21 protein-coding genes and 1 tRNA gene are annotated in these 21588 nt (G+C 63.2%); 10 read left to right on the top strand and 12 right to left on the bottom strand.

The window, feature by feature from the left end; translation table 11 throughout:
• Positions 1-5: 5 nt before the first annotated feature.
• Both F3J24_RS11920 and F3J24_RS11915 read right to left on the bottom strand, forming a co-directional pair.
• A tRNA-Pro gene (locus F3J24_RS11920) sits at positions 6-82 on the bottom strand.
• 39 nt (positions 83-121) lie between these two features.
• Entirely contained in the window at positions 122-1051 is a 930-nt protein-coding gene (locus tag F3J24_RS11915; RefSeq protein WP_167007010.1) for a polyprenyl synthetase family protein, read from the bottom strand.
• A 342-nt stretch (positions 1052-1393) separates the two neighbouring features.
• On the opposite strand from F3J24_RS11915, the gene rplU reads away from it, so the two are divergent.
• The 4 genes from rplU to proB all read left to right on the top strand — a co-directional run bounded on the left by rplU (position 1394) and on the right by proB (position 4501).
• Positions 1394-1705: a 50S ribosomal protein L21 gene (gene rplU, locus F3J24_RS11910; RefSeq protein WP_003058536.1), complete on the top strand. Its 312-nt coding sequence runs from the start codon at positions 1394-1396 to the stop codon at positions 1703-1705.
• A 16-nt stretch (positions 1706-1721) separates the two neighbouring features.
• Positions 1722-1979 (top strand): 50S ribosomal protein L27, encoded by a 258-nt coding sequence (rpmA, locus tag F3J24_RS11905; RefSeq protein WP_003058534.1) that lies wholly within the window; start codon positions 1722-1724, stop codon positions 1977-1979.
• A 156-nt stretch (positions 1980-2135) separates the two neighbouring features.
• The gene (gene cgtA / locus F3J24_RS11900; protein WP_003073993.1) at positions 2136-3251 is read left to right on the top strand and encodes an Obg family GTPase CgtA; all 1116 of its coding nucleotides are present in this window, start codon (positions 2136-2138) and stop codon (positions 3249-3251) included.
• A gap of 110 nt (positions 3252-3361) precedes the next feature.
• A complete protein-coding gene (gene proB / locus F3J24_RS11895) occupies positions 3362-4501 on the top strand; it encodes a glutamate 5-kinase (RefSeq protein ID WP_167006277.1) in 1140 nt (379 codons plus the stop codon).
• A gap of 52 nt (positions 4502-4553) precedes the next feature.
• On the opposite strand, the gene F3J24_RS11890 is transcribed toward proB, so the two are convergent.
• Positions 4554-5258, bottom strand: a complete 705-nt coding sequence (locus F3J24_RS11890) for an RNA pyrophosphohydrolase (RefSeq protein WP_167006274.1) — start codon at positions 5256-5258, stop codon at positions 4554-4556.
• Between the two features lie 94 nt (positions 5259-5352).
• Here F3J24_RS11890 and F3J24_RS11885 point away from each other — a divergent pair, with 94 nt between their 5' ends.
• Both F3J24_RS11885 and F3J24_RS11880 read left to right on the top strand, forming a co-directional pair.
• Positions 5353-7095, top strand: a complete 1743-nt coding sequence (locus F3J24_RS11885) for a proline--tRNA ligase (protein WP_167006271.1) — start codon at positions 5353-5355, stop codon at positions 7093-7095.
• Between the two features lie 12 nt (positions 7096-7107).
• On the top strand, positions 7108-7761 hold the full coding sequence (locus tag F3J24_RS11880; RefSeq protein WP_043370928.1) for a lytic transglycosylase domain-containing protein: 654 nt from the start codon (positions 7108-7110) through the stop codon (positions 7759-7761).
• A gap of 106 nt (positions 7762-7867) precedes the next feature.
• Here F3J24_RS11880 and F3J24_RS11875 read toward each other — a convergent pair whose 3' ends face one another.
• The 8 genes from F3J24_RS11875 to hemA form a co-directional block, all read right to left on the bottom strand.
• Positions 7868-9256: a hemolysin family protein gene (locus F3J24_RS11875; RefSeq protein WP_167006268.1), complete on the bottom strand. Its 1389-nt coding sequence runs from the start codon at positions 9254-9256 to the stop codon at positions 7868-7870.
• A 97-nt stretch (positions 9257-9353) separates the two neighbouring features.
• On the bottom strand, positions 9354-9812 hold the full coding sequence (locus F3J24_RS11870; RefSeq protein ID WP_167006265.1) for a ribonuclease HI family protein: 459 nt from the start codon (positions 9810-9812) through the stop codon (positions 9354-9356).
• Between the two features lie 33 nt (positions 9813-9845).
• On the bottom strand, positions 9846-10166 hold the full coding sequence (grxD, locus tag F3J24_RS11865) for a Grx4 family monothiol glutaredoxin (RefSeq protein WP_003058519.1): 321 nt from the start codon (positions 10164-10166) through the stop codon (positions 9846-9848).
• Between the two features lie 127 nt (positions 10167-10293).
• Positions 10294-11169 (bottom strand): peptide chain release factor N(5)-glutamine methyltransferase, encoded by an 876-nt coding sequence (prmC, locus tag F3J24_RS11860; RefSeq protein ID WP_167006262.1) that lies wholly within the window; start codon positions 11167-11169, stop codon positions 10294-10296.
• A 13-nt stretch (positions 11170-11182) separates the two neighbouring features.
• Entirely contained in the window at positions 11183-11716 is a 534-nt protein-coding gene (locus F3J24_RS11855) for an SUKH-3 domain-containing protein (protein WP_167006259.1), read from the bottom strand.
• 9 nt (positions 11717-11725) lie between these two features.
• Positions 11726-13702 (bottom strand): PEP/pyruvate-binding domain-containing protein, encoded by a 1977-nt coding sequence (locus tag F3J24_RS11850; RefSeq protein WP_167006256.1) that lies wholly within the window; start codon positions 13700-13702, stop codon positions 11726-11728.
• Between the two features lie 71 nt (positions 13703-13773).
• Positions 13774-14853 carry a peptide chain release factor 1 gene (gene prfA / locus F3J24_RS11845; RefSeq protein WP_167006252.1) on the bottom strand — a complete coding sequence of 360 codons (1080 nt, stop codon included), beginning with the start codon at positions 14851-14853 and terminating at the stop codon, positions 13774-13776.
• 126 nt (positions 14854-14979) lie between these two features.
• A complete protein-coding gene (gene hemA, locus F3J24_RS11840) occupies positions 14980-16284 on the bottom strand; it encodes a glutamyl-tRNA reductase (RefSeq protein ID WP_034364512.1) in 1305 nt (434 codons plus the stop codon).
• Between the two features lie 54 nt (positions 16285-16338).
• Here hemA and F3J24_RS11835 point away from each other — a divergent pair, with 54 nt between their 5' ends.
• Positions 16339-16632, top strand: coding sequence for a hypothetical protein (locus tag F3J24_RS11835; protein ID WP_240154315.1), 294 nt, complete (start codon positions 16339-16341; stop codon positions 16630-16632).
• Between the two features lie 89 nt (positions 16633-16721).
• On the opposite strand, the gene F3J24_RS11830 is transcribed toward F3J24_RS11835, so the two are convergent.
• Entirely contained in the window at positions 16722-17627 is a 906-nt protein-coding gene (locus F3J24_RS11830) for a LysR substrate-binding domain-containing protein (RefSeq protein ID WP_167006249.1), read from the bottom strand.
• A 146-nt stretch (positions 17628-17773) separates the two neighbouring features.
• Here F3J24_RS11830 and F3J24_RS11825 point away from each other — a divergent pair, with 146 nt between their 5' ends.
• The 3 genes from F3J24_RS11825 (at position 17774) to F3J24_RS11815 (ending at position 21487) form a co-directional block, all read left to right on the top strand.
• Positions 17774-18763, top strand: coding sequence for a tripartite tricarboxylate transporter substrate binding protein BugE (locus tag F3J24_RS11825; RefSeq protein ID WP_003058506.1), 990 nt, complete (start codon positions 17774-17776; stop codon positions 18761-18763).
• A gap of 11 nt (positions 18764-18774) precedes the next feature.
• Entirely contained in the window at positions 18775-19668 is an 894-nt protein-coding gene (locus F3J24_RS11820; RefSeq protein WP_167006246.1) for an N-formylglutamate amidohydrolase, read from the top strand.
• A gap of 190 nt (positions 19669-19858) precedes the next feature.
• A complete protein-coding gene (locus tag F3J24_RS11815; RefSeq protein ID WP_167006243.1) occupies positions 19859-21487 on the top strand; it encodes an SEL1-like repeat protein in 1629 nt (542 codons plus the stop codon).
• Positions 21488-21588: the final 101 nt, after the last annotated feature.

Here is a 21588-nt window from a genome sequence, read left to right as displayed (position 1 = left end):
GTGATTGGTCGGGGTGAGAGGATTCGAACCTCCGGCCTCTACGTCCCGAACGTAGCGCTCTACCAGGCTAAGCTACACCCCGCAAGCTTTGTTTGTCGAGCACCAAAGTGCGCCTGGCGATTCAGGTGCGGCGCTCCAAAAGCTGAGAGGCCAATTGTAGCAAACTTGCGGTGTATGCATTGCTTGGCAGCGCGGCCAAGGCATCAATGGCGCGCTGGGCTTCCGCATGTGCGGCGGCTCTGGCAATGTCCAGGGCGCCGGTGCTGCGCACGATGTCCACTACGGCGTCAAGCTGGTCGGTGGAGCCTTGCTCGATTGCGTTGCGGACAATTGCGGCCTGCTCGGAACTGCCGCGCTGCATGGCGGCGATCAGGGGCAGGGTGCATTTGCCTTCGCGCAGGTCGTCGCCCAGGTTCTTGCCCATTTCCTGGGCGTTGCCGGTGTAGTCCAGCACATCGTCGATGATCTGGAAAGCGGTTCCAAGAGCCTGCCCATAGACGGCGCAAGCCTGTTCGACTTCGGGCGTGGCGCCGGCCAGCACGGCTGCCAGCTGCGCGCTGGCCTCGAAGAGCTGGGCGGTCTTGGAACGGATGACATGCAGATAGCCGGCTTCATTCAGCGATGCATCATGGGTGTTGATGAGCTGCTGGACTTCGCCTTCCGCGATCACATTGGTGGCGTCGGACAGAATCTGCAGCACGCGCATGCTGCCCACTTCCACCATCATCTGGAAGGAGCGGGTGTGCAGAAAGTCTCCGACCAGAACGCTGGCCGGGTTGCCGAAGGTCTCGTTGGCCGTGGCCCTGCCGCGGCGCAGCGTGGATTCGTCCACCACATCGTCGTGCAGCAAGGTCGCCGTGTGGATCAGTTCCACCACGGCGGCCAGAATGTACTTGTTCTGGCCCTGGTGGCCCAGGGCGCCGGCGATCAGCAGCAGCAGCGCCGGGCGCAGGCGTTTGCCGCCTGCGGCAATGATGTATTGGGAGATCTGTGCGATCAGGGGGACGCTGGTTGTCAGTCGCTGAGCAATGACGATATCCACTTCGCGCATGTCATCTGCGATCAAGGCAAGCGGATTGGATGTGGAAATTTCTGTAGTCAAGGTGATGAACCGCCAAGTGGACTCACGATTATAGAAAGATGCAACCAAGTTTTGCGTGGTGCCCTCAGAGCCCGTTCAAGTGAACGAAGGCCGCGACATTGCCGTAGCTCGCAAGGCGCAAGCCTCACCGCACACCTGTGCCTGACATCCATCCCGCGCGGCCACGGGCGAGGCGTGCGGGGATGCTGAAGCGCTTCCTAGGGGTATGGCGGCAGAGAAAATGCATGCGTGCTAGAATTGCCGGCTCCGTGGAAATCATTTCATGGAACTCTCAGACTTTAGAGGTTTTCAATGTACGCAGTCATAAAAACCGGCGGCAAGCAGTATCGCGTTGCAGCTGGCGAAAAGATCAAGGTAGAACAGATTGCTGCGGACGTAGGCCAGGAAATCGTGATCGACCAAGTTTTGGCCGTCGGCAACGGCGCTGAAATCAAGGTTGGTGCCCCCCTGGTGTCCGGTGCATCTGTAAAGGCAACTGTGGTTGCTCACGGCAAGCACGACAAGGTGCACATCTTCAAGATGCGCCGTCGTAAGCACTATCAAAAGCGCCAAGGCCATCGTCAGCAGTTCACCGAACTGCAAATCGTGGCAATCGCTGCTTAATTTTAGGAGCTAAGTCATGGCACAGAAAAAAGGCGGCGGCTCTACGCGTAACGGACGTGATTCCAAGCCAAAAATGCTGGGCGTGAAGGCCTTTGGTGGCGAGCTGGTGACAGCTGGTTCCATCATCGTGCGTCAGCGCGGCACCAAGTTCCACCCCGGTGAGAACGTTGGCGTGGGCAAGGATCACACCCTGTTTGCACTGGTTGACGGCCACGTGTCGTTCGGTGTGAAGGGCGCTCTGTCCAAGCAAACAGTCAACATCACGGCTGCATAAGTCGTCTGTGACTCCAACAAAGCCCCGACTTGTCGGGGCTTTGTTGTTTGAAAAGGCTCCAGGCAGCAGATTTCTGGCAGATGGGGCATGGTAATAGAGCACTCAAGTGTGGCCCGGAGCTTCTGGGGCGCACTGATTTTGTAGACTGGATGCCTCATGAAGTTCGTTGACGAAGCTTTTATCGACATTGCAGCTGGTGACGGCGGCAATGGCTGCGTGTCTTTCCGGCACGAGAAATACAAGGAATTTGGCGGCCCCGACGGCGGCGACGGCGGCCGTGGCGGTCATGTGTACGCCGTGGCCGATGTGAACCTGAACACGCTGGTGGATTACCGCTACTCGCGTCGTCACGAGGCTAAGCGCGGCCAGCACGGCATGGGCTCCGACATGTTCGGTGCGGCTGGTGACGACATCACGCTGAACATGCCTGTGGGCACCATCATCAGCGATGCGGATACCGGCGAAGTGCTGTTCGAGCTGCTGGAGCCCGGCCAAGTCATCACCATCGCCAAGGGCGGTGACGGCGGTTTCGGCAATCTGCGTTTCAAGAGCGCCATCAACCGGGCGCCGCGCCAGAAGACTCCCGGCTATCCCGGTGAGCGCCGCAATCTGAAGCTGGAGCTCAAGGTGCTGGCCGATGTGGGTCTGCTGGGCATGCCCAATGCCGGCAAGTCCACTTTCATCACAGCCGTCTCCAACGCCCGTCCCAAGATTGCCGACTATCCCTTCACCACCTTGCATCCCAATCTGGGTGTGGTGCGCGTGGCCGCAGAGCAGAGCTTTGTGGTGGCCGACATTCCGGGTCTGATCGAGGGCGCCTCCGAAGGTGCGGGCCTGGGGCATCAGTTCCTGCGCCATCTGCAGCGCACGCGTCTGCTGCTGCATATCGTGGACATTGCACCGTTCGACGAGGGCGTGGACCCGGTCGAGCAGGCCAGGGCCATCGTGGCCGAGCTCAAGAAGTACGATGCCGAGCTCTACGACAAGCCGCGCTGGCTGGTGCTCAACAAGCTGGACATGGTTCCCGTGGAAGAGCGTGCCGCCAAGGTCAAGGACTTCGTCAAGCGCTTCAAGTGGAAGGGCCCGGTCTACGAGATCTCGGCGCTGACCCGCGAAGGCTGCGAACCGCTGATTCGCAAGATCTACGAGCATGTGCACAACCAGCAACTGGCAGAACAGGCTCCCAAGGAAATCGACCCTCGCTTTGCGGGAGGCGAGGATTCTGGTCTGGATATGACCGATCCGCGTTTCGCCTCCTACGATCCGGAATAAGCTAGAGGGTATAACCCAGCAGCGCACTTGGTGCGCTGTTTTGCTTTGAATTTAATAGCTGCTTTCGCTTTATCCATAGGCGTTTGAGGCCTAAAACACTGTAAATTCTCATGTCTTCCAATGTGCTGCGTGATGCCCGTCGCATCGTCGTCAAAGTCGGCTCCAGCCTGGTTACGAATGAAGGTCGCGGTCTGGATGAGGCCGCCATTGAAGAGTGGAGCCGTCAGCTGGCGGCATTGGTGAATGGTGAAGACGGCGTCAAGCGCGAAGTCATCATGGTCTCCAGCGGTGCCATTGCCGAAGGCATGAAGCGCCTGGGCTGGGCCACGCGTCCGACCGAGGTGCATGAACTGCAGGCCGCAGCCGCCGTTGGTCAGATGGGGCTGGCCCAGATGTACGAGACCAAGCTGCGCGGCGAAGGCGTGCCCAGCGCCCAGGTGCTGCTGACCCATGCGGATCTGGCCGATCGCGAGCGCTATCTGAACGCCCGCACCACGCTGCTGACGCTGCTGCAGCTGGGTGTGGTGCCCGTCATCAACGAGAATGACACGGTGGTGATCGACGAGATCCGCTTTGGCGACAACGACACCCTGGGTGCGTTGGTGGCCAATCTGGTCGAGGCCGATGCACTGGTCATCCTGACCGATCAGCGCGGCCTCTACAGCGCCGATCCGCGCAAGAACCCCGATGCCAGATTCATCGACGTTGCCGAAGCCGGCAACCCCGAGCTGGAAGCCATGGCCGGCGGCGCGGGCCTGTCCATCGGCACCGGCGGCATGATCACCAAGATCCTGGCTGCCAAGCGTGCGGCAGGCTCCGGTGCCTCCACCGTGATCGCCTGGGGACGTGAGAAAGACGTGCTGCTGCGTCTGACGCGTGGCGAGTCCATTGGCACGCTGCTGGTTGCCAACACCCACAAGATGCAGGCGCGCAAGCAGTGGATTGCCGACCATCTGCAGCTGCGCGGCTCGGTGACTGTGGATGCGGGTGCCGTCTCCAAGCTGCGTGACGAGGGCAAGAGCCTGCTGCCCATCGGCATGATCGCGGTGGAGGGAGATTTCTCGCGCGGCGAAGTGATTGCCGTGCGCGACGAGGATGGCGCCGAGATCGCCCGTGGTCTGGCCAGCTATGCCAGCGCCGAAGCACGACTGCTGTGCCGCAAGAGCTCCTCGGAGATTGAATCGCTGCTGGGTTACTCGGCCGGTCCCGAAATGATGCACCGCGACAATATGGTGGTGGCCGGACACTGAGTACCGGCGGTCATCAAAAAAGCCGTAATGCTGTGAGGCATTACGGCTTTGTTCATTGCAGAGGCTTGTGATCGGGCGGATTGTCTATGCCGGTCTGCGGGTCCGGGTCAAAACTGGCACCGGGCGGCAGCTCTATGCCGGGGTTGATGCGAAAGCTTCCTGTGCGGGCCGGGTACATGACCTGGTGGTGCTGCGCCAGGTGCGCAGTGCCGCCAGTGGCCTGGCCCGCCTCCTGCTCTCGTGGCCGCATGCCACTGCGCAGATAGCGGTTGCGCTGCTGCTCGCCGCGCGGCAGAAAGCGCGCCAACTCGGTCAGCGCCATTTCATAGACGCCGCGTTTGAATTCGACCACCACATCCAGAGGAACCCAGTAGTCATTCCAGCGCCAGGCATCGAACTCAGGGTGATCGGTGGCACGAAGGTTCAAGTCCCAGTCATGCCCTACCAGTTGAAGCAAAAACCATATCTGCTTCTGGCCTTTGTAATGCCCGCGCGCGTCGCGGCGGATGTACCTGTCTGGCACCTCGTAGCGCAACCAGTCCCTGGTGCGGGCAACCACGCGAACGTGATTGGGCTTCAGCCCCACTTCCTCATGCAGTTCGCGGAACATGGCTTGCTCGGGTGTCTCACCCCGGTCAATGCCACCTTGCGGAAACTGCCAGCTGTGGGTGCGAATGCGTTTTCCCCAGAACACCTGGTTTCTTTGGTTGAGCAGGATGATGCCGACGTTCGGGCGAAATCCGTCCCGGTCAAGCATAATCAAACCCCAAATTTTTGAATTGTGTTCATTATGCATGGCCCCTTGTGATCGACAAGCGGGCCATGCCTATTTCCACTGAATTGCCAGTTCCATGAAAGCCACCCAATTTCTCATCTCCACCCTGAAAGAAGCTCCGGCCGACGCCGAAGTGGTCAGCCACAAGCTCATGATGCGGGCTGGCATGATCAAAAAGCTGGGTGCTGGCATTTACAACTACATGCCCATGGGCCTGCGCGTGATCCGCAAGGTCGAGGCCATCGTGCGCGAGGAAATGAACCGCGCCGGCGCCATCGAAACCACCATGCCGGTGGTCCAGCCTGCCGAGCTGTGGCAGGAAACCGGTCGCTTCGAGAAGATGGGCCCCGAGCTGCTGCGCATCCAGGACCGCCATGGTCGTGATTTCGTGATCCAGCCGACTTCCGAGGAGGTGGTCACCGATATCGCGCGCCAGGAGTTCAAGAGCTACAAGCAGTTGCCCAAGAACCTCTATCAGATCCAGACCAAGTTCCGCGACGAGCGCCGTCCGCGCTTCGGCCTGATGCGCGGTCGCGAGTTCATCATGAAGGACGCCTATTCCTTCGACAAGGATCGCGATGCGGCCCAGATCAGCTACCAGACCATGCGCGAAGCCTATAAGCGCATCTTCGACCGCTTCGGCCTGCAATACCGCGCCGTGCGTGCCGACTCGGGCGCCATCGGCGGTGATCTGAGCGAAGAGTTCCAGGTCATCGCTTCCACGGGCGAGGACGCCATCGTTTACTGCCCGAACAGCGACTACGCGGCCAATATCGAGAAGGCCGAGAGTCTGGCGCCCACCCAGGGCCGTCCTGCCGCTGCCCAGGCCATGCAAAAGGTCGCCACTCCCGGCAACAGCACCTGCGAAGCCGTGGCCGAGCAGCTTGGTCTGCCCCTGGCGCAGACCGTGAAGTCTCTGGTGCTGGCTACGGACGAGCTGGACGACAAGGGTCTGATCGTCAAGACACAGGTGTGGCTGCTGCTGCTGCGCGGCGACCACGAGATGAACGAGATCAAGGTCGGCAAGGTCGAAGGCCTGGCGGGCTTCCGTTTCGCGACCGTGGGCGAGATCGAGGAGCACTTCGGTGCCAAGCCCGGCTATCTGGGCCCCATCGGTCTGAAGAAGCCCGTGAACATCGTGGTGGACCGCGATGTGGCCGTGATGGCCGACTGGGTCTGCGGTGCCAACGAGGAAGACTTCCACATTACCGGCGTGAACTTCGGCCGCGACCTGCCCGAGCCCGCCGTGGTGGCGGATCTGCGCAATGTGGTGGCTGGCGATCGCTCGCCCGACGGTGCGGGCGAACTGGCGATCGAGCGCGGCATTGAAATCGGTCATGTGTTCTACCTGGGCACCAAGTACTCCAAGGCCATGGAAGCCACCTTCCTCGGCGACAACGGCAAGCCCCAGCACTTTGAAATGGGCTGCTACGGCATTGGCGTGACGCGCCTGCCCGCCGCTGCCGTGGAGCAGAACCACGACGAGCGCGGCATGATCTGGCCCGATGCGATTGCCCCGTTCACCGTGGTGATCTGCCCCATCGGCATGGGCCGCAGCGAGGCCGTTAAGACCGAAGCCGAGAAGCTCTATGGCGAGCTGCTGGCACTGGGCGTGGACGTGATCCTCGACGACCGCGACGAGCGCCCCGGTGCCATGCTGGCCGATTGGGAGCTGATCGGCGTGCCCCACCGCGTGGTGCTGGGCGACCGTGGCCTGAAGGAAGGCGTGGTCGAGTACCAGCAGCGCCGTGACACAGAAGCCACAAAGCTGGCGACGAATGAGGTGCTGGCCCACCTCAAGAGCCGCCTGGGCTTGTAAGCTGCTGTTTCCATGCCCGAAACCCTGCTGAGCCGACGCCACTGTCTGAGGACTGCCGCTGCGCTTGCCGCCCCGGCGGCCGGCTGGCTGTGGCCGCAGGCGGCCTGGGCCGGCGGGCAGCTCGAAGAGCCGCTGGCCGACTCCGTGCGTACGGCACTCAGCGCGGCTGTGGCGGGTTCGGGCGCGCCGCCCGAGCTGGAGTTCGCCTCCACAGCGGCGCGCATGAGCTATCTGCGCTGGCTGGTGGCCAGCAGCGACAAGCTGGCCAAGCGCAAGCCCGACCTGCAGGCGCGGCGCGAGTTCCTGCAGACCGTCTGGTACGAGTCCAAGCGCGCGGGCCTCGACGTGTCCATGGTCATGGGCCTGATCCAGGTGGAGAGCGGCTATCGCAAATACGCCATCTCCAGCGTGGGCGCGCGTGGCTATATGCAGATCATGCCGTTCTGGATGCGGCTGATCGGTGACGGCGATATCGGCAAGCTGTTCCACATGCAGACCAATCTGCGCTTCGGCTGCGTGATCCTGCGCCACTACATGGACCGTGAAAAAGGCGATGCCTATATGGCACTGGGCCGCTACAACGGCAGCCGGGGCCAGCCCCAGTATCCGAATGCGGTCTTCGGCGCCCAGCGGCGCTGGCTGGTGGAAGAGCCTCAGTCGGTCTGATACCGCGGAGATATAGAAAAAGAGAGCGCCTGGCGCTCTCTTTTCATTGGCCTCAGCATGAAAAGAACCTGAAATCCTTTGAGAGAAAGCGCAAGAAGCTCCTGATTCAGGAGTGGCTGCTTTTGCTTGTCTGGGCCTGGGCCTGGGCAGCGCTGCCCTGTACCTTGGCCGCAGCGGCCGCCGAAAGTGCGGCAGATTCCGCTGCAGGCTCGGGAAGGTGGGTCACCATGACCTGGTCGATGCGGTAGCTGTCCACGTCCAGCACCTCGAACTTGAAGCCGCCCCAGGTGACGGTATCGGTGCGGCGCGGCACCCGGCGCAGCATGACCATGAGAAAGCCGGCCAGTGTCTCGTACTCGTCGTCATGCGGCATATCGTCCAGATGCAGCACACGCATCACGTCCTCGATGGGCGTGATGCCGTCGATCAGCCAGGAGTGCTCGTCCCGACGGATGATCTGCTCTTCGTCGGTCGGGCCGACCAGATCGCCCATCACCGTGCTCATCACGTCGTTGAGCGTCACCACGCCCACGACCAGGCTGTATTCGTTGACGATGACGGCAAAGTCCTCGTGCACCATGCGGAACTGCTCCAGCACCTCGGCCAGCGTCAGGCGGTCGGGCACGATGAGCACCTTGCGGATCAGGCTGTCGTCGGTGAGCGACAGCGGCTGGTTGTTGAGCGCGCGTTGGAACAGATCCTTGGCGTCCACATAGCCGACCACATGGTCGATATCGCCATCGCAGACCGGGTAGGTGGAGAAGGGCTCCTCGGCAATGCGGGCGCGGATGATCGCGTCGTTGTCGTCGCGGTAGAAGAAGGCCACGCTGTCGCGCTGGGTCATGGCCGAGCCTACGGTGCGCGAGTCCAGTTCGAACACATTGGCAATCACCTGCTGCTCGCGGGCGGCCAGCACGCCGGCCTTGGTGCCCGCTTCGGTCATGGCCAGGATGTCGTCGCTGGTGATGCGCTCGTCACGCGTGGCCGGCAGGCCCAGCAGGCGAAACAGGGTGTCGGTCGCCAGGTTGTAGAACCAGATGATGGGCTTGAAGATCACCACAAACCAGCGCATGGGCGCGAGCACGCGCACCACGTAGCGCTCGGGCTCGTTCATGCTGATGCGGCGAGGCAACAGGTCGGCCAGCAGGATGAAGGCCGAGGTGACTATGAAAAACGAGAGCAGGAAGCCGAGCGTCGCCGATAGGCTGGGCGAGAACCAGATCGAGAAGAACTCGGTCAGCGCGGGGCTGAACGCTCCCTCGCCGACGATGCCGCCGAGTATGGCGACCGCATTCTGTCCCACTTGCACCACGGTGAAATATTCGCCCGGCTGCTCCTGTACGCGCAGGGCATGCTCGGCTCCCTCATTGCCATCGTCGGCCATCTGGCGCAGGCGCAGGCGACGCGAGGCGGCCAGAGAAATCTCCGCCACAGAGAAAAAGGCGCTGAGCAGAATCAGCAGAACAATCACCGCAAGGCTTTGGGACACACTCATAGGCAGGGCTGCTGCGGCACGTCGACGTGCCTGCGGCCGGTTATCAAGGAGTCTCTATTCGACCACATAAAGCCTGTGGCAGGCAGCTGTACTGGCTTCAGGACTGAAGCGCGGCTGCCGAATGGGCCATGCGTGCCAGCGCATCGGCCTCTGTATTGCGGTGTCTGGGCACCCATTGCAGCACCAGCTCATCAAAGTCCTGCATCTGTGCGCGGGCGGCCTCGAACAGCGGGTTGAGCCGGGCGATGGGCCGCGCCGGCTTGGCTGTTGGCGGGCCGAGCTGCTCCAGCAGGACCTGGGAGTCGGTGCGCACCGTCAGGCTGCGCGCGCCGAGATCGCGTGCCAGCTTCAGGGCGGCCATCAGGGCGCGCAGCTCGGCTTCGTTGTTGCAGCCGATGCGATGCAGATTCTGCGACAGCGTATGGCGGCTACCGTCGGGCAGCTGCAGTAACACGCCCAGACTCATGGGGCCGGGGTTGGGCAGGGCGCTGCCATCGATATGGATGCAGCAGTGGTGAGGGGGAATGGGTCTGGGGGGCGGCATGAAAAAAGCCACCGGGGTGCCGGTGGCTTGCAGACGGGATGGGGCTTACTTGGCGGCCAGCACTTGCTGCAGTTCGCCCGATTCGTACATCTCCATCATGATGTCCGAGCCGCCGATGAATTCGCCCTTGATGTAGAGCTGGGGAATCGTGGGCCACTGGCTGTAGTCCTTGATGCCCTGGCGGATTTCCTGATCTTCCAGCACGTTCACGGTGGCGATGGACTTGGCATCCACGCCGCAGGCCTTGAGGATCTGGATGGCACGGCCGGAGAAGCCGCACTGAGGGAAGCTGGCGTTGCCCTTCATGAACAGCAGGATGTCGTTGTTCTTGACCAGGTCGTCGATGCGTTGTTGAGTGTTGCTCATAGTGGGCTCCGGATTTTGGAAATGGCGGTACCAGCCGCGATGTCTGCAATTATTTCACCGACCGCAAGGAATGCGATGCTGTGAGGAAATCTTGCTGTCTGGATATTTGGGGGCTCAGTCCTGAAAATCAAGTTTTTTGGTTCAGGCAGCCGCCCGTGCAGCGCGCAATGTCGGCCAGGTCGTGACGGTGCTGTACCTGTTCGAAGCCGGCCGCTTGCATGAGCCGCGCCACGTCTTCGGCCTGATCCCAGCCATGCTCGAAAATCAACCAGCCGCCGTCTTTCAGGCGGGCCGGAGCCTGGTCGATGATGCTGCGTATGTCCTCCAGCCCGTCCGCGCCGCTGGCCAAGGCCGACAGCGGTTCGTGGGTCAGCGCCGCCAGGTGCGGGTCGTCGGCGCGGATATAGGGCGGATTGCTGACGATCAGATCGACGGATCCCAGTCCGTCCAGAGGCTCCAGCCAGCTGCCATGGACGAACTGCACGGGCAGTTGGAGCCGGGCGGCGTTGCTGCGGGCCACGGCCAGGGCATCGGCGCTGGCGTCCACGGCGATCACCCGGGCTGTGGGGCGCTGGCTTTGCAGGGCGAGGGCGATGGCGCCGCTGCCGGTGCCCAGGTCTACGACGCTAACCGGCTGCCCTTCGGGCATGAGCTCCAGCGCCCAGTCCACCAGGGTCTCGGTATCGGGGCGCGGGTCCAGCACCCTGCTGTCCACGGCCAGATCCAGGCCGTAGAACTCCTTGCTTCCCGTCAGATAGGCGACTGGCGTGCCTTGTTGGCGCAGGGTGCACAACTGGTCCCAGCGTTGCTGCTGCTCCTGACTGAGGGCATCGCAGTCATGTGTGATGAGCCAGGCACGGGCATGCGCTGGCTGTCGCATCAAGTGCAGCAGCAGCATCTGTGCATCGACACGCGCCAGGCCTTGGCGGGCGGCTTGCTGCAGGGCTTGAGCGACGGAGAAAGTGGGGGGCGAGGGTTCGGTCATGGCTTGGCCGGCGGCCATCTTCTTCGGAAATTCAGCAAGGGTATATCTCGGGGTCGCCCGCCTTGTAGAGCGTGCCGTACAGCTGGGTCGACGACTTGCCGAGCTCCAGCATGGGGCGCGAACGTATTCCCAGCAACAGATGCTCCAGCGCCTGCTGAATATTCTCGCCCTCGAAGCTCATGCCTACAAAGGACCAGGAAAAACAGCGTCCATCGCCGGCCATCAGCAGTTGGCCGTGGGCATGGTGAACTTCGGCAACTGCTATCAGCCGGGTGTGTAGGCGCTGTTCCCAGCAGAGCAGGGCGTCGTCTGCATCTTCGCCGGTGAAATACGCTTCAAGCCAGTCAAACTCTATATCGCTGCTGGCGCATTCCCGGCCCTTGCCCACCTGGCCTATGTGCAAACCCGCCAGGTTCTGCAGTGCCGCCACGGCGGGGTGGCTGGTCAGACTGGGCTGACGGCACAGAGCGCTTTGCACAGGCGCGGGAATGGTGACCTCTCGCTGCGGGGTCCAGCCCTGGGCTTGCAGCAGCTCAACCACGACAGGTGAGTCGAATTTCAGCATGGCGAACTCCTAACGTCCGGGCGCCGAGATGAAGGGGCGCGCCTGCAGGATGATGAGCTGGTCGCCCTGCACGGCCCACTCGATGTCCTGGTCCCTGCCGCCAAAGCGCTGCTTGATACTGGCTCCGGCGCGGGCCAGTCGCTGCACCAATGCGTCGCTGAGCACGGCGCGGCCAGCAGTCACCGCCACTTCACGCACGCCGCCCCTGGCATCCAGCTGCAGCGCCACATTGTCCTGGGAACGGTTGAGCACCTGCACGGCCTTGCTGCGGCTGGAGTAGAGGATTTGCTCTGCGACCCGCCGACCCTCGACCACGCGGATGCCTAGGCCGCGCTTGGCGGCGATATAGCTCATGTAGCGGTGCGAGGCATCGAAGGGGTCGCGGGTGATCATTACGCCTGATGCGGAGGAGTCCACGGCTTTTTGCACAAACACCGACATCATCACCTGTGCGTCGTCGATGCCCGCTGCCTGTCTGGCTTCCCAGGCCTCGAAGTTGTATACCGAGGCCCAGACCTTGCGTACGGCGGCGGTCAGGTCCGCGTCGCTGCGTACATTGGGCACTGTGGTGTAGAGGCCTGCTCCGCTGAAGTTGGGCAGGTCCTCGGAGCTGGAAGAGCTGCGTACGAACACGCCCTGGCTGCCCAGCTGGCCGGACCAGCGCTGTGCCCAGCCATCGGCCACGGCCGGGCTGACGGGCCATTGCTCGATTTCGGCCTGCAGCGCGGACAGGGCCTGCTTTCGAAGGCCTGCATCCGTCGCAAAACCGGGCTGCTGGCGCATGCGGGCAATGCGCTCGGTCAGGCCGTTGGCGCGCATGAAGTCGGCATAGGCGGCAAACGGAATGCAAAAGCCGTCGGGCACGCTGACGTCCGCCAGTCGGGCGGACTGGATCTCGCCCAGATTGGCGGCCTTGGCACCGCAGCGGCGGCGGTCCGCGCTACGCAGACCGGCCAGAGGCACCAGTTCGCTGCGACGCAGGTCGGGCTGCAGCAAGACCTTGCTGCCTCTGGCGGGCTGGCGCAGTGCCTGCTGCTCCGAGCTCTGCTGTTCGGCAGCCGTGGCGGCGCGCAGCGCAAAGCTGGCGGGCTGCACGTCGATATGCACCCAGCGGCCGTTGAAGTCCGCGTATTGCTCGGCGGCTTTTTGCACATAGGCATTGGGTATGCCCCAGCCGCGCGCTAGCAGATTGACATGGGACAGCACCGTGGACGGGCGCTCCGTCACCACACCGGCCACGGGCGGCAGGCTGATGGGCACTTCGCGCAGCAGCACGATGTCCCTGGGCTGGAGGTCATTCACGGCTTCGGCCTGGTTCAGGATGCGCAGCCGGCCCACAGCCTGGCCCTGGTTCAGCGGCAGATAGGTCTGGGCACCCAGCAGCTGGGCCTGCGTGACCGCTGCAACACCGGCCTGCCGGGCCACGGCTTCCTGCTGTGTGGAGTTGGCCTTGAAGCGAGCCGGCGCGAAAAAGCCGGTGCTCAGCGCGGCGGCCGTGGTCTGCAGCAGCTCGGGCGTGAGCTGGTCGCCCTCCCAGAACTCGTAGCTGTAGTCCTTGAGTGCGGGCTGCCAGCTCAGCGTGCCGAGAATGAAGCGACGGCCCGGCTCGCGGTAATTGCGGTTGAGCGCAGGCTTGCCGCCCTGCAGCAGGCCTTTGGCACGCAGAAAATCTTCGTGAAACGCGTAGCGCGGCGTGTTGATGAAATGCAGCGGCGTGCTCTTGCTTTGGCGGTCGATCACAAACAGCACGTGCGGCATGGCGCTGGCCGGGTCGAAGATACGGGCCACGCGATCGAAATCGGCGCGGCTGGTCAGCGCCTGCAGGCTGGCAGGAGTGTTGCGGCTGCCGCCGGCGTCGACTGGGCGCCCCGCACCCGAGTCATAGGCCGATGGCTTGCGCAGGGCCTGAGCCTGGGCGGCGGTCGATGCGAACAACAGGCCCGATAGCAGGGCCGAAACCAGAGCCGGCAAAAAGCGCTGTGTCATCTTGAGATTGTCCCCATTTCTGGCGGAGCGTCCGAACGGACCTGGTTCGAGCCTGGCCGGTGCCTGCGGAATCAGGATGCGGCCAGCTCCGCCAGCAGCTCGGCCTCGCGCGCATGTTGCAGGGCCTGGATCACATCGCCCAGATCGCCTTCCATCACGGCCAGCAGCTTGTACAGCGTGAGGTTGATGCGGTGGTCGGTGAGGCGGCCCTGGGGGAAGTTGTACGTGCGGATGCGATCGCTGCGGTCGCCCGAGCCGATCAGGCCCTTGCGCATGGCCGCTTCCTTGGCGGCTCGCTCGCTGCGTTCCTTTTCCTGGATGCGGGCCTGCAGCACCTGCAGGGCCTTGGCCTTGTTGCTGTGCTGGCTGCGGCCGTCCTGGCACTCGGCCACGATGCCCGTGGGCAGGTGGACCACGCGCACGGCGGAGTCGGTCTTGTTGATATGCTGGCCGCCGGCGCCGCTGGCGCGAAAGGTGTCGATGCGTAGATCGGCAGGATTGAGCGTGATGGCCTCGGCCTCGTCGGGCTCGGGCATTACGGCCACGGTGCAGGCGCTGGTGTGGATGCGTCCCTGGGTTTCGGTGGCAGGCACACGCTGCACGCGGTGGCCGCCCGATTCGAAGCGCAGCGCGCCGTACACATTGTCGCCCTCAATGCGCAGCACCACTTCCTTGTAGCCACCGATTTCGTTTTCACTGGCGCTCATCACTTCCACCTTCCAGCCCACGTTGGTGGCGTAGCGGGTGTACATGCGGGTCAGGTCGCCGGCAAACAGGGCCGATTCGTCGCCGCCCGTGCCGGCGCGGATTTCGACAAAGGCGGGGCGGGCATCGTCGGGGTCCTTGGGTAGCAGCAGGCGCTGCAGCTCGTCCTCGAGTTTGATCAGCTCGGCTTCGCCGCTGCCGATCTCTTCCTGTGCCATTTCGGCCATGTCGGGGTCGTCCAGCATTTCACGCGCGGCGGCAATGTCGGCTTCGGTCTGCAGGTAGCGCGTGTAGCGGCTTGCAATCGCCGTCACATCTGCATGTTCGCGCGAGATGGTGCGGTACTGCTTCATGTCGCCCATGATGTCTTCGCGCGAGAGCAGGAAATCCAGCTCCTGCAGGCGTTGGGCATAGCGTTCGAGCTGGTTGCGCAAAAAGTCTTGCATAGGGGGTACCTAGGGCTTGGGAAAGGTGAGGGCGCTCACCTTTGTGGAGTCAGGAAGGAATGAGGGCAGGCCACGGCAGGGCCATGCGCTGCACGAGGAGGGCAGCGCCAAAGCGGGCGAGCGCCGCTAAAGCTTGCTGGGGTTGCGGCTGGCGCGCAGGAACAGACGGGAGACGGTGTCTGCGGTCTGGGCGCGTTCTTCGGCGTCGCCCTTGTGCAGCTCGGCCATGGTGCCGTGCAGCATTTTTTGTGTGAGGCCGCGCGAGAGCGCTTCCAGCACGGTGTCGATGTCTTCGCCCTTGGCCAGCAGTTTTTTGGCACGGGCAATTTCCAGCGCACGCCATTCGTCGGCCTGGGCGTTGACCTGCTGGATCAGCGAGACCGCGCCGCCCACGGGGTTGCGCTGGTCCATCCATTGCATAAAGCTTTGCACGCCGGTGTCGATGATGACCTCGGCCTGTTGCACTGCAGCCTGGCGCTGGGCCTGACCGGTGCGCACGACGGTTGCCAGATCATCCACGGTATAGAGATAGACGTCGTTGAGGTTCTTGACCTCGGATTCGATATCGCGCGGCACGGCCAGGTCCACCATGAAGATGGGGCGGCGCTTGCGCTTCTTGAGAGCGGACTCCACGGCACCCAGGCCGATGATGGGCAGGGTGGATGCCGTGCAGCTGATGATGGCGTCGTATTCGTGCAGATGCTCGGGCAGATCGGCCAGGCGCATGGTGCCGGCGCCGAACTGGGCAGCAAGCTTCTCGCCACGCTCCATGGTGCGATTGGCGATGGTGATCTGCCTGGGGTTGCGGGCGGCAAAGTGGGTGGAGACGAGCTCGATCATCTCGCCCGCGCCCACGAACAGCACGCGAATCTTGCTCAGGTCTTCAAACAGCTGGCCGGCCAGGCGCACGGCAGCGGCAGCCATGGAGATGCTGTGCGCACCGATCTCGGTGGAGCTGCGCACTTCCTTGGCCACGGCAAAGCTGCGCTGGAACAGCTGGTTGAGCGTGGTGCCCAGGGCACCTGCAGTCTCGGCTGCACGCACGGCGTTCTTCATCTGGCCGAGGATCTGAGCTTCGCCCAGCACCATGGAGTCCAGCCCCGAGGCCACGCGGAAGGCGTGGCGGGCGACCGAGCCATCCTGCAGCAGATATGAGTGCTGGCGCAGAAGCTCAGGCGCCACGCCGCCGCTGTTGGCCAGCCAGTGCATGGTGTGATCCATGGCGGGGGCGTCGGCAGCGCAGTAGATCTCGGTGCGATTGCAGGTGGAGAGGATGGCGGTTTCCACGGCGCTGTGAGCCCGGCCCGCGTGGGACAGGGATGCGCGCAGGCCTTGCAGCGTCGGCGCGATCTGATCGAGCGCGAACGCAAAACGGCCCCGCATATCGAGCGGAGCCGTGTGGTGATTGATACCTAAAGCCCAGACTGCCATAACAGGGGATTATAAAATTTAGAACCGGATTGGGCACCCCCCGGTCTCAAAGCCTTGGAATCGATTGTTGCCATGGATCTTGTTGCGAGCGTTAATCATTTACTCAACTTCGTCGCCCCGGCTTTTTTTCTTGCTCTGGGCCTGGCGATCTGCGCTCGATGGTTCAAGCAAAACAAGTCTGGAGCCCAATCCTTCACTACGCAAGTAGCTATCAATTTCATATTGGGTGTAGCGGTTTTGCTGACCAGTCTCTGGCTGTTTTCACGCGATGGCAAGATGCTCGGCTATGCCGCGCTGGTCTGCGCAAGTGCCTGCTGCCAGTGGGTGCTTTCCAGAGCCTGGCGCTGATTGGCGCATTGGCTGGAAAGCTGTTTTGCGTGAAATCTTGATCTGACTCAAGAGTGTTTGTTGTATTCGCGCCAGTGCCCGGCCGGGCCTCAGTCACTGACGGCCCGGGGTTCGGCCTGCTCCAGTATCCAGCTGCGAAACTGCCTTAAGGCCTCCGTGGGAGGCCGGTTGCCTTGCTGGCACAGAAAGTAGCCGCGCTCGATATGCACCGGCGCATCCAGCGCCAGAGCCACGCGGCCCGATGCCAGATCCTCTTCCACCAGGCAACGCTGCACCATGGCTGTGCCCATGCCTGCGGCCACGGCCTGCACCAGCAGGGCCACGGTCTCAAAGTCCGCGACCGGGGCGGGACAAGGCTGGCTCAGGCCCCGGGCCTGCATCCAGCTGGCCCAGTTGCCCGGGTAGTTGGTGTGGAACAGCAGCGGGCGGCTCAGCAAATCCTGCTCGGTGCGGATGGAGTTCGGCCCCTGCAGCTCGCGCGGGTGGCAGATGGGGATGAGGTCGCGGCCGATCACATACTCGGCCTCCACGCCCGCCGGCCATTGCTGGCTGCCGACGCGAATCCAGGCATCGATCTCCGGTGCATTGAGCGGATCGTCGCGCCGGTAGGGCGCGAAGGAGAGCATGATTTGCGGATGACGGCGGTTGAAGTCGGGCAGGCGCGGAATCAGCCAGTGGCTGAACAGCGTGGGAATGACCGACAGGCGCAGCTGGGGCCCATGGCGGCGCCTGCGTGCGGCGGCCGATGCGGATTCGATCGCCATCACGGCGGGCTCTATCGCCTGCAGATAGTCCTGTCCTGCCGCAGTGAGCGCGTTGCGTCTGCCCAGGCGCTCGAACAGGGCAAAGCCCAGATGCTCCTCAAGCCTGGCAATGGCCCGGCTGATGCCGCCCTGCGTCACATACAGCTCCTGGGCGGCGAGCGAGTAACTGCCCAGGCGGGCGGCTGCGGCAAAGGCGTGAAGTTCGGACAGGGACGGAGAGTGCATGCGCATGACGGCTTGAATTATGACGGCTGGTAATACTTGCGTGCCGTCTTGTCGCTTTTCGTGGCGCGGCCTGCGGCACAGAATGAAAAAAAGGTTGGAGTGCCAAGTCCTGCGCCCTTCGACCGACTCATAACCAGTCAAGGAGAAGCCGCATGGCTATTCGTCGTACCGTTCTGTCATCCATTGCCGCCTGCGCCGCAGCCGCCGCGCTGTCCCCCGCGTTCGCTGCGAATGCAGCAGCGGACTACCCCAATCGCCCCATCCGCCTGATCGTGCCCTTTGGAGCCGGTGGCTCCACCGACATGGTGGCGCGCCTGCTGGCCGACAAGATGGGCCAGATACTGGGCAAGGCCGTGGTGGTGGACAACCGCGGTGGGGCCGGCGGCTCCATCGGCGCTTCGGAAATCGCCAAGGCCGCTCCCGACGGGTACACCATCGGCATGGCCACGGTGTCCACCCATGGCTCCAACCCTGCCATCTTCCGCAAGCTGCCCTATGACGCGATCAAGGACTTTGCTCCCATCACCAATGTGATGAGCGTGCCCAGCGTGTTTGTGGTGAACGCCAGCGTGCCTGCCAAGACCATGAAGGAATTCATCGCGCTGGCCAAGGCCAACCCCGACAAGTACACCTTTGCCTCGCCGGGCACGGGTTCGCTGGGACATGCCAATATCGAGAACTTCATGAACCTGGCTGGTATCCAGCTGCTGCACATTCCTTACAAGGGAGCGGGCCAGGCGATCACCGATGCACTGGGAGGACAGGTCAATGCCATGACGGACAACCTGCCTTCGACCCTGCCGCATATCAAGGCCGGCCAGCTGCGCCCCCTGGCCGTGCTGGCCCTCAAGCGCAGCGATGTGCTGCCCGATGTGCCCACCTATACCGAGCTGGGCTACCCTCAGATGGGCGATGGCGGCTGGTTTGGCCTGGTGGCGCCTGCGGGCACACCCAAGCCCATCATCGACAAGCTCAATGCTGCGGCCCACAAGGTCATGGCTTCGCCCGACTATCTGGAAAAGCAGAAGTCCATCTCCGGTGAGTCCATGGGCAACACGCCCGAGCAGTTTGCCAAGCAGATCAAGACTGCTATCGAGCGCTACACGGCCGTGGCCAAGCGCGCCAATATCAAGCTGGACTGATGAAGGCCTCAATGTCTGTGCCTGATTTTCTGCAAGCCAGACCGGCCGAGCCGGTGCTGGTGCACCCGGCCCGGGGCGAGGTTCTGCCCATAGTCTGCGACTCGCCGCACAGCGGCACGGCCTATCCCGAGGATTTCGGCGCCGTCGTGCCCATGAGCCTGCTGCGCCGTGGCGAGGACACGCATGTGGCTGCGCTCTGGGACCGCTGGCCCGAGTTCGGCGCCACATTGTTGGAAGCGACTTTCCCGCGCACCTATATCGATCCAAACCGCAACGAGTCCGACCTGGACCCCGCGCAGATCGAGGGCGAATGGCCGGTGCCGCTGTCGCCCAGCATCAAGACCCAGCAGGGGCTGGGCCTGATATGGCAGCGAATCAGCAAGGCCGGTGTGGCCACGCCCCTGTATGAGCGCAAGCGCACCGTGGCCGAGGTCCAGCACCGCATCGCCCGCTACTGGCGCCCCTATCACGCGGCGCTGGCGCAGGCCATCGACGACAGCGTGGCCCGCTTCGGGGCTGTGTGGCACCTGAATCTGCACTCCATGCCCAACGATGTGTACCGGCGACTGGGACGCAGCGATGCGCCGCCGCTGGCCGACTTCGTGCTGGGCGACCGTGACGGCACGACCTGCGCGCCCGAGTTCATCCATCTGGTGGGCGATACGCTCAAGGGCTTTGGTTACAGCGTTGCCTATAACGAGCCATACAAAGGTGTGGAACTGATCGGGCGCATCGGCCAGCCGCAGCTCAATCGTCACTCCATGCAGATCGAGATCCGTCGTCCGGTCTATATGGACGAGGACACGCGCGAACCGAATGCCGGCTTCGAGCCGCTGCGCGCGCATTTTGCGGAGCTCATGCAGGTGCTGGCGGACTATGTGCGCCAGCAGCTGGCCAGGGGCTGAAACTTTTGCGTCCTGACAGGCCCGGCATTGCCGGGCTTTTTTAATGTCACGGCCAAATGTCAAAAAACTGTGGCGAGGATGCCGCGATTGAGGGATTCCTTATCGAAGCTGCTATCAGAATCAGTTACGCTCGCAGGCTGGTGTCATCGTATGTCTGATGTAACAACACGCGTCTAGGAATCGTACCGGAATGAAGTTCACTCCCATCGCAGCGCTGGTCATGTCGAGTCTGGCGGCCTTTGCCCAGAGCGCATCAGCGCAAACCGGTGCGGAAGGTCGCATGAATTTTTTGCGCGATTCCAGAGCCGCCACATCGGGCCCCCAGTTTGAATTCAGTCGTCTGCAATACGGCCCGCTGCCGATTGCAGGCTCGCGCGTGGCCTCCACGGCCGGTCCGCTGCAGGCGGCCGAGCGCGGCGATGCCAAGGCGCAGAACCAGTTGGGCGAGATGTATGTGCACGGCCAGGGCGTGCCCCAGAATGCCGCCACGGCCGCGCAATGGTTCCGCAAGGCCGCGGCCCAGGGACATGCGGGTGCCCAGAACAGTCTGGGTGCGCTGTATGCCAACGGCCAGGGCCTGCCGCAGAACTACCGCGAGGCTGCCCAGTGGTACGGCCGCGCGGCGCAGCAGAACAATGCTGTGGCGCAGTACAACCTGTCTCACCTCTATCAGGAAGGTCTGGGCGTGCCCCAGAGCTTCAGCACCGCCGCCCAGTGGCTGGAGAAATCCGCCGCGCAAGGCCATGTGACGGCCCAGTTCGAGCTGGGCCAGCGCTACCTCAAGGGCAATGGCGTGGCCGTGAACTACATGACGGCTGCCGACTGGTTCAAGAAGGCGGCCGATCAAGGCCATGCGGAAGCGCAGAATCAGCTGGGCTCCATGCTGTCCGACGGCGTGGGCGTGAAGCTGGACCCCGTGCAGGCTGCCCAGTGGCTGCAGCGCGCTGCCGAGCAGGGCGACGCCAGGGCCCAGAACAGCCTGGGCCGCATGTATATGGATGGCGTGGGCGTCCCGCGCGACTACAAGCTGGCGGCTTCCTGGTTCCAGAAGAGCGCCGAGCAATGGAATGCCGACGGCCAGAACCATCTGGGTCGTCTGTATCTCTATGGCCTGGGTGTGGAGCAAAGCCCTGCCTATGCGGCGCAATGGTTCCAGCGTGCGGCCGACCAGAATCATGCCGATGCCCAGTACAACCTGGGCACCATCTATGCCGAAGGTCTGGGCACGCCCCAGAACTACGGCACAGCCCTGCAGTGGTATCAGAAGGCGGCCGAACAAGGCCATGCTGCCGCCATCAACAACGTGGGCACTTTGTACGCCGAAGGCCGTGGCGTGCCGCAGAACTATGCGACGGCCATGCAGTGGTTCCGCCGCGCGGCCGACAAGGGCGATGCCTCGGCCCAGTTCAACCTGGCGCGTCTGTATGCCGATGGCCAGGGCGGTGCCGCCAGCCCTGCTCAGGCGATGAAGTGGTATGCCGCGGCAGCCGAGCAAGGTCATTCCGGTGCGCAGAATCGCCTGGGTGTGATGTACGCCGAAGGCCAGGGCGCTGCGCGTGACTACGGCAAGGCCGTGCAGTGGTATCAGCGTGCGGCCGAACAGGGTGACGCCGCCGCCCAGTACAACCTGGGCATGGTCTATGCACAGGGCCAGGGTGTGGCGCGTGACAATGCCAGGGCCTATTTCTGGTACAACCTGGCAGCCATGGAGCTGGGTGGCGACGCCGCCAAGCGCCGTGACGAAGCGGCCAACAAGCTCACCATTGCCCAGGTGGCCGAGCAGCAGAACAAGGCCTTGGCCTGGCAGCCCAAGCGCTGATTGCCGCCTAGCACTCTGGCAAGCAAGCGCTTCCCTCGAGAAGCGCTTTTTTATGCCGGCCGGCCACCGCCATGGTTCAGAGCAAGGCTCGAATACCGCTG

It is taken from the genome of Comamonas sp. Tr-654 (genome assembly GCF_011752915.1).
GTDB lineage: Bacteria > Pseudomonadota > Gammaproteobacteria > Burkholderiales > Burkholderiaceae_C > Comamonas.
The sequence above is the reverse complement of the archived record's forward strand: the minus strand, read 5'-3'. Positions and strand labels throughout refer to the sequence as shown.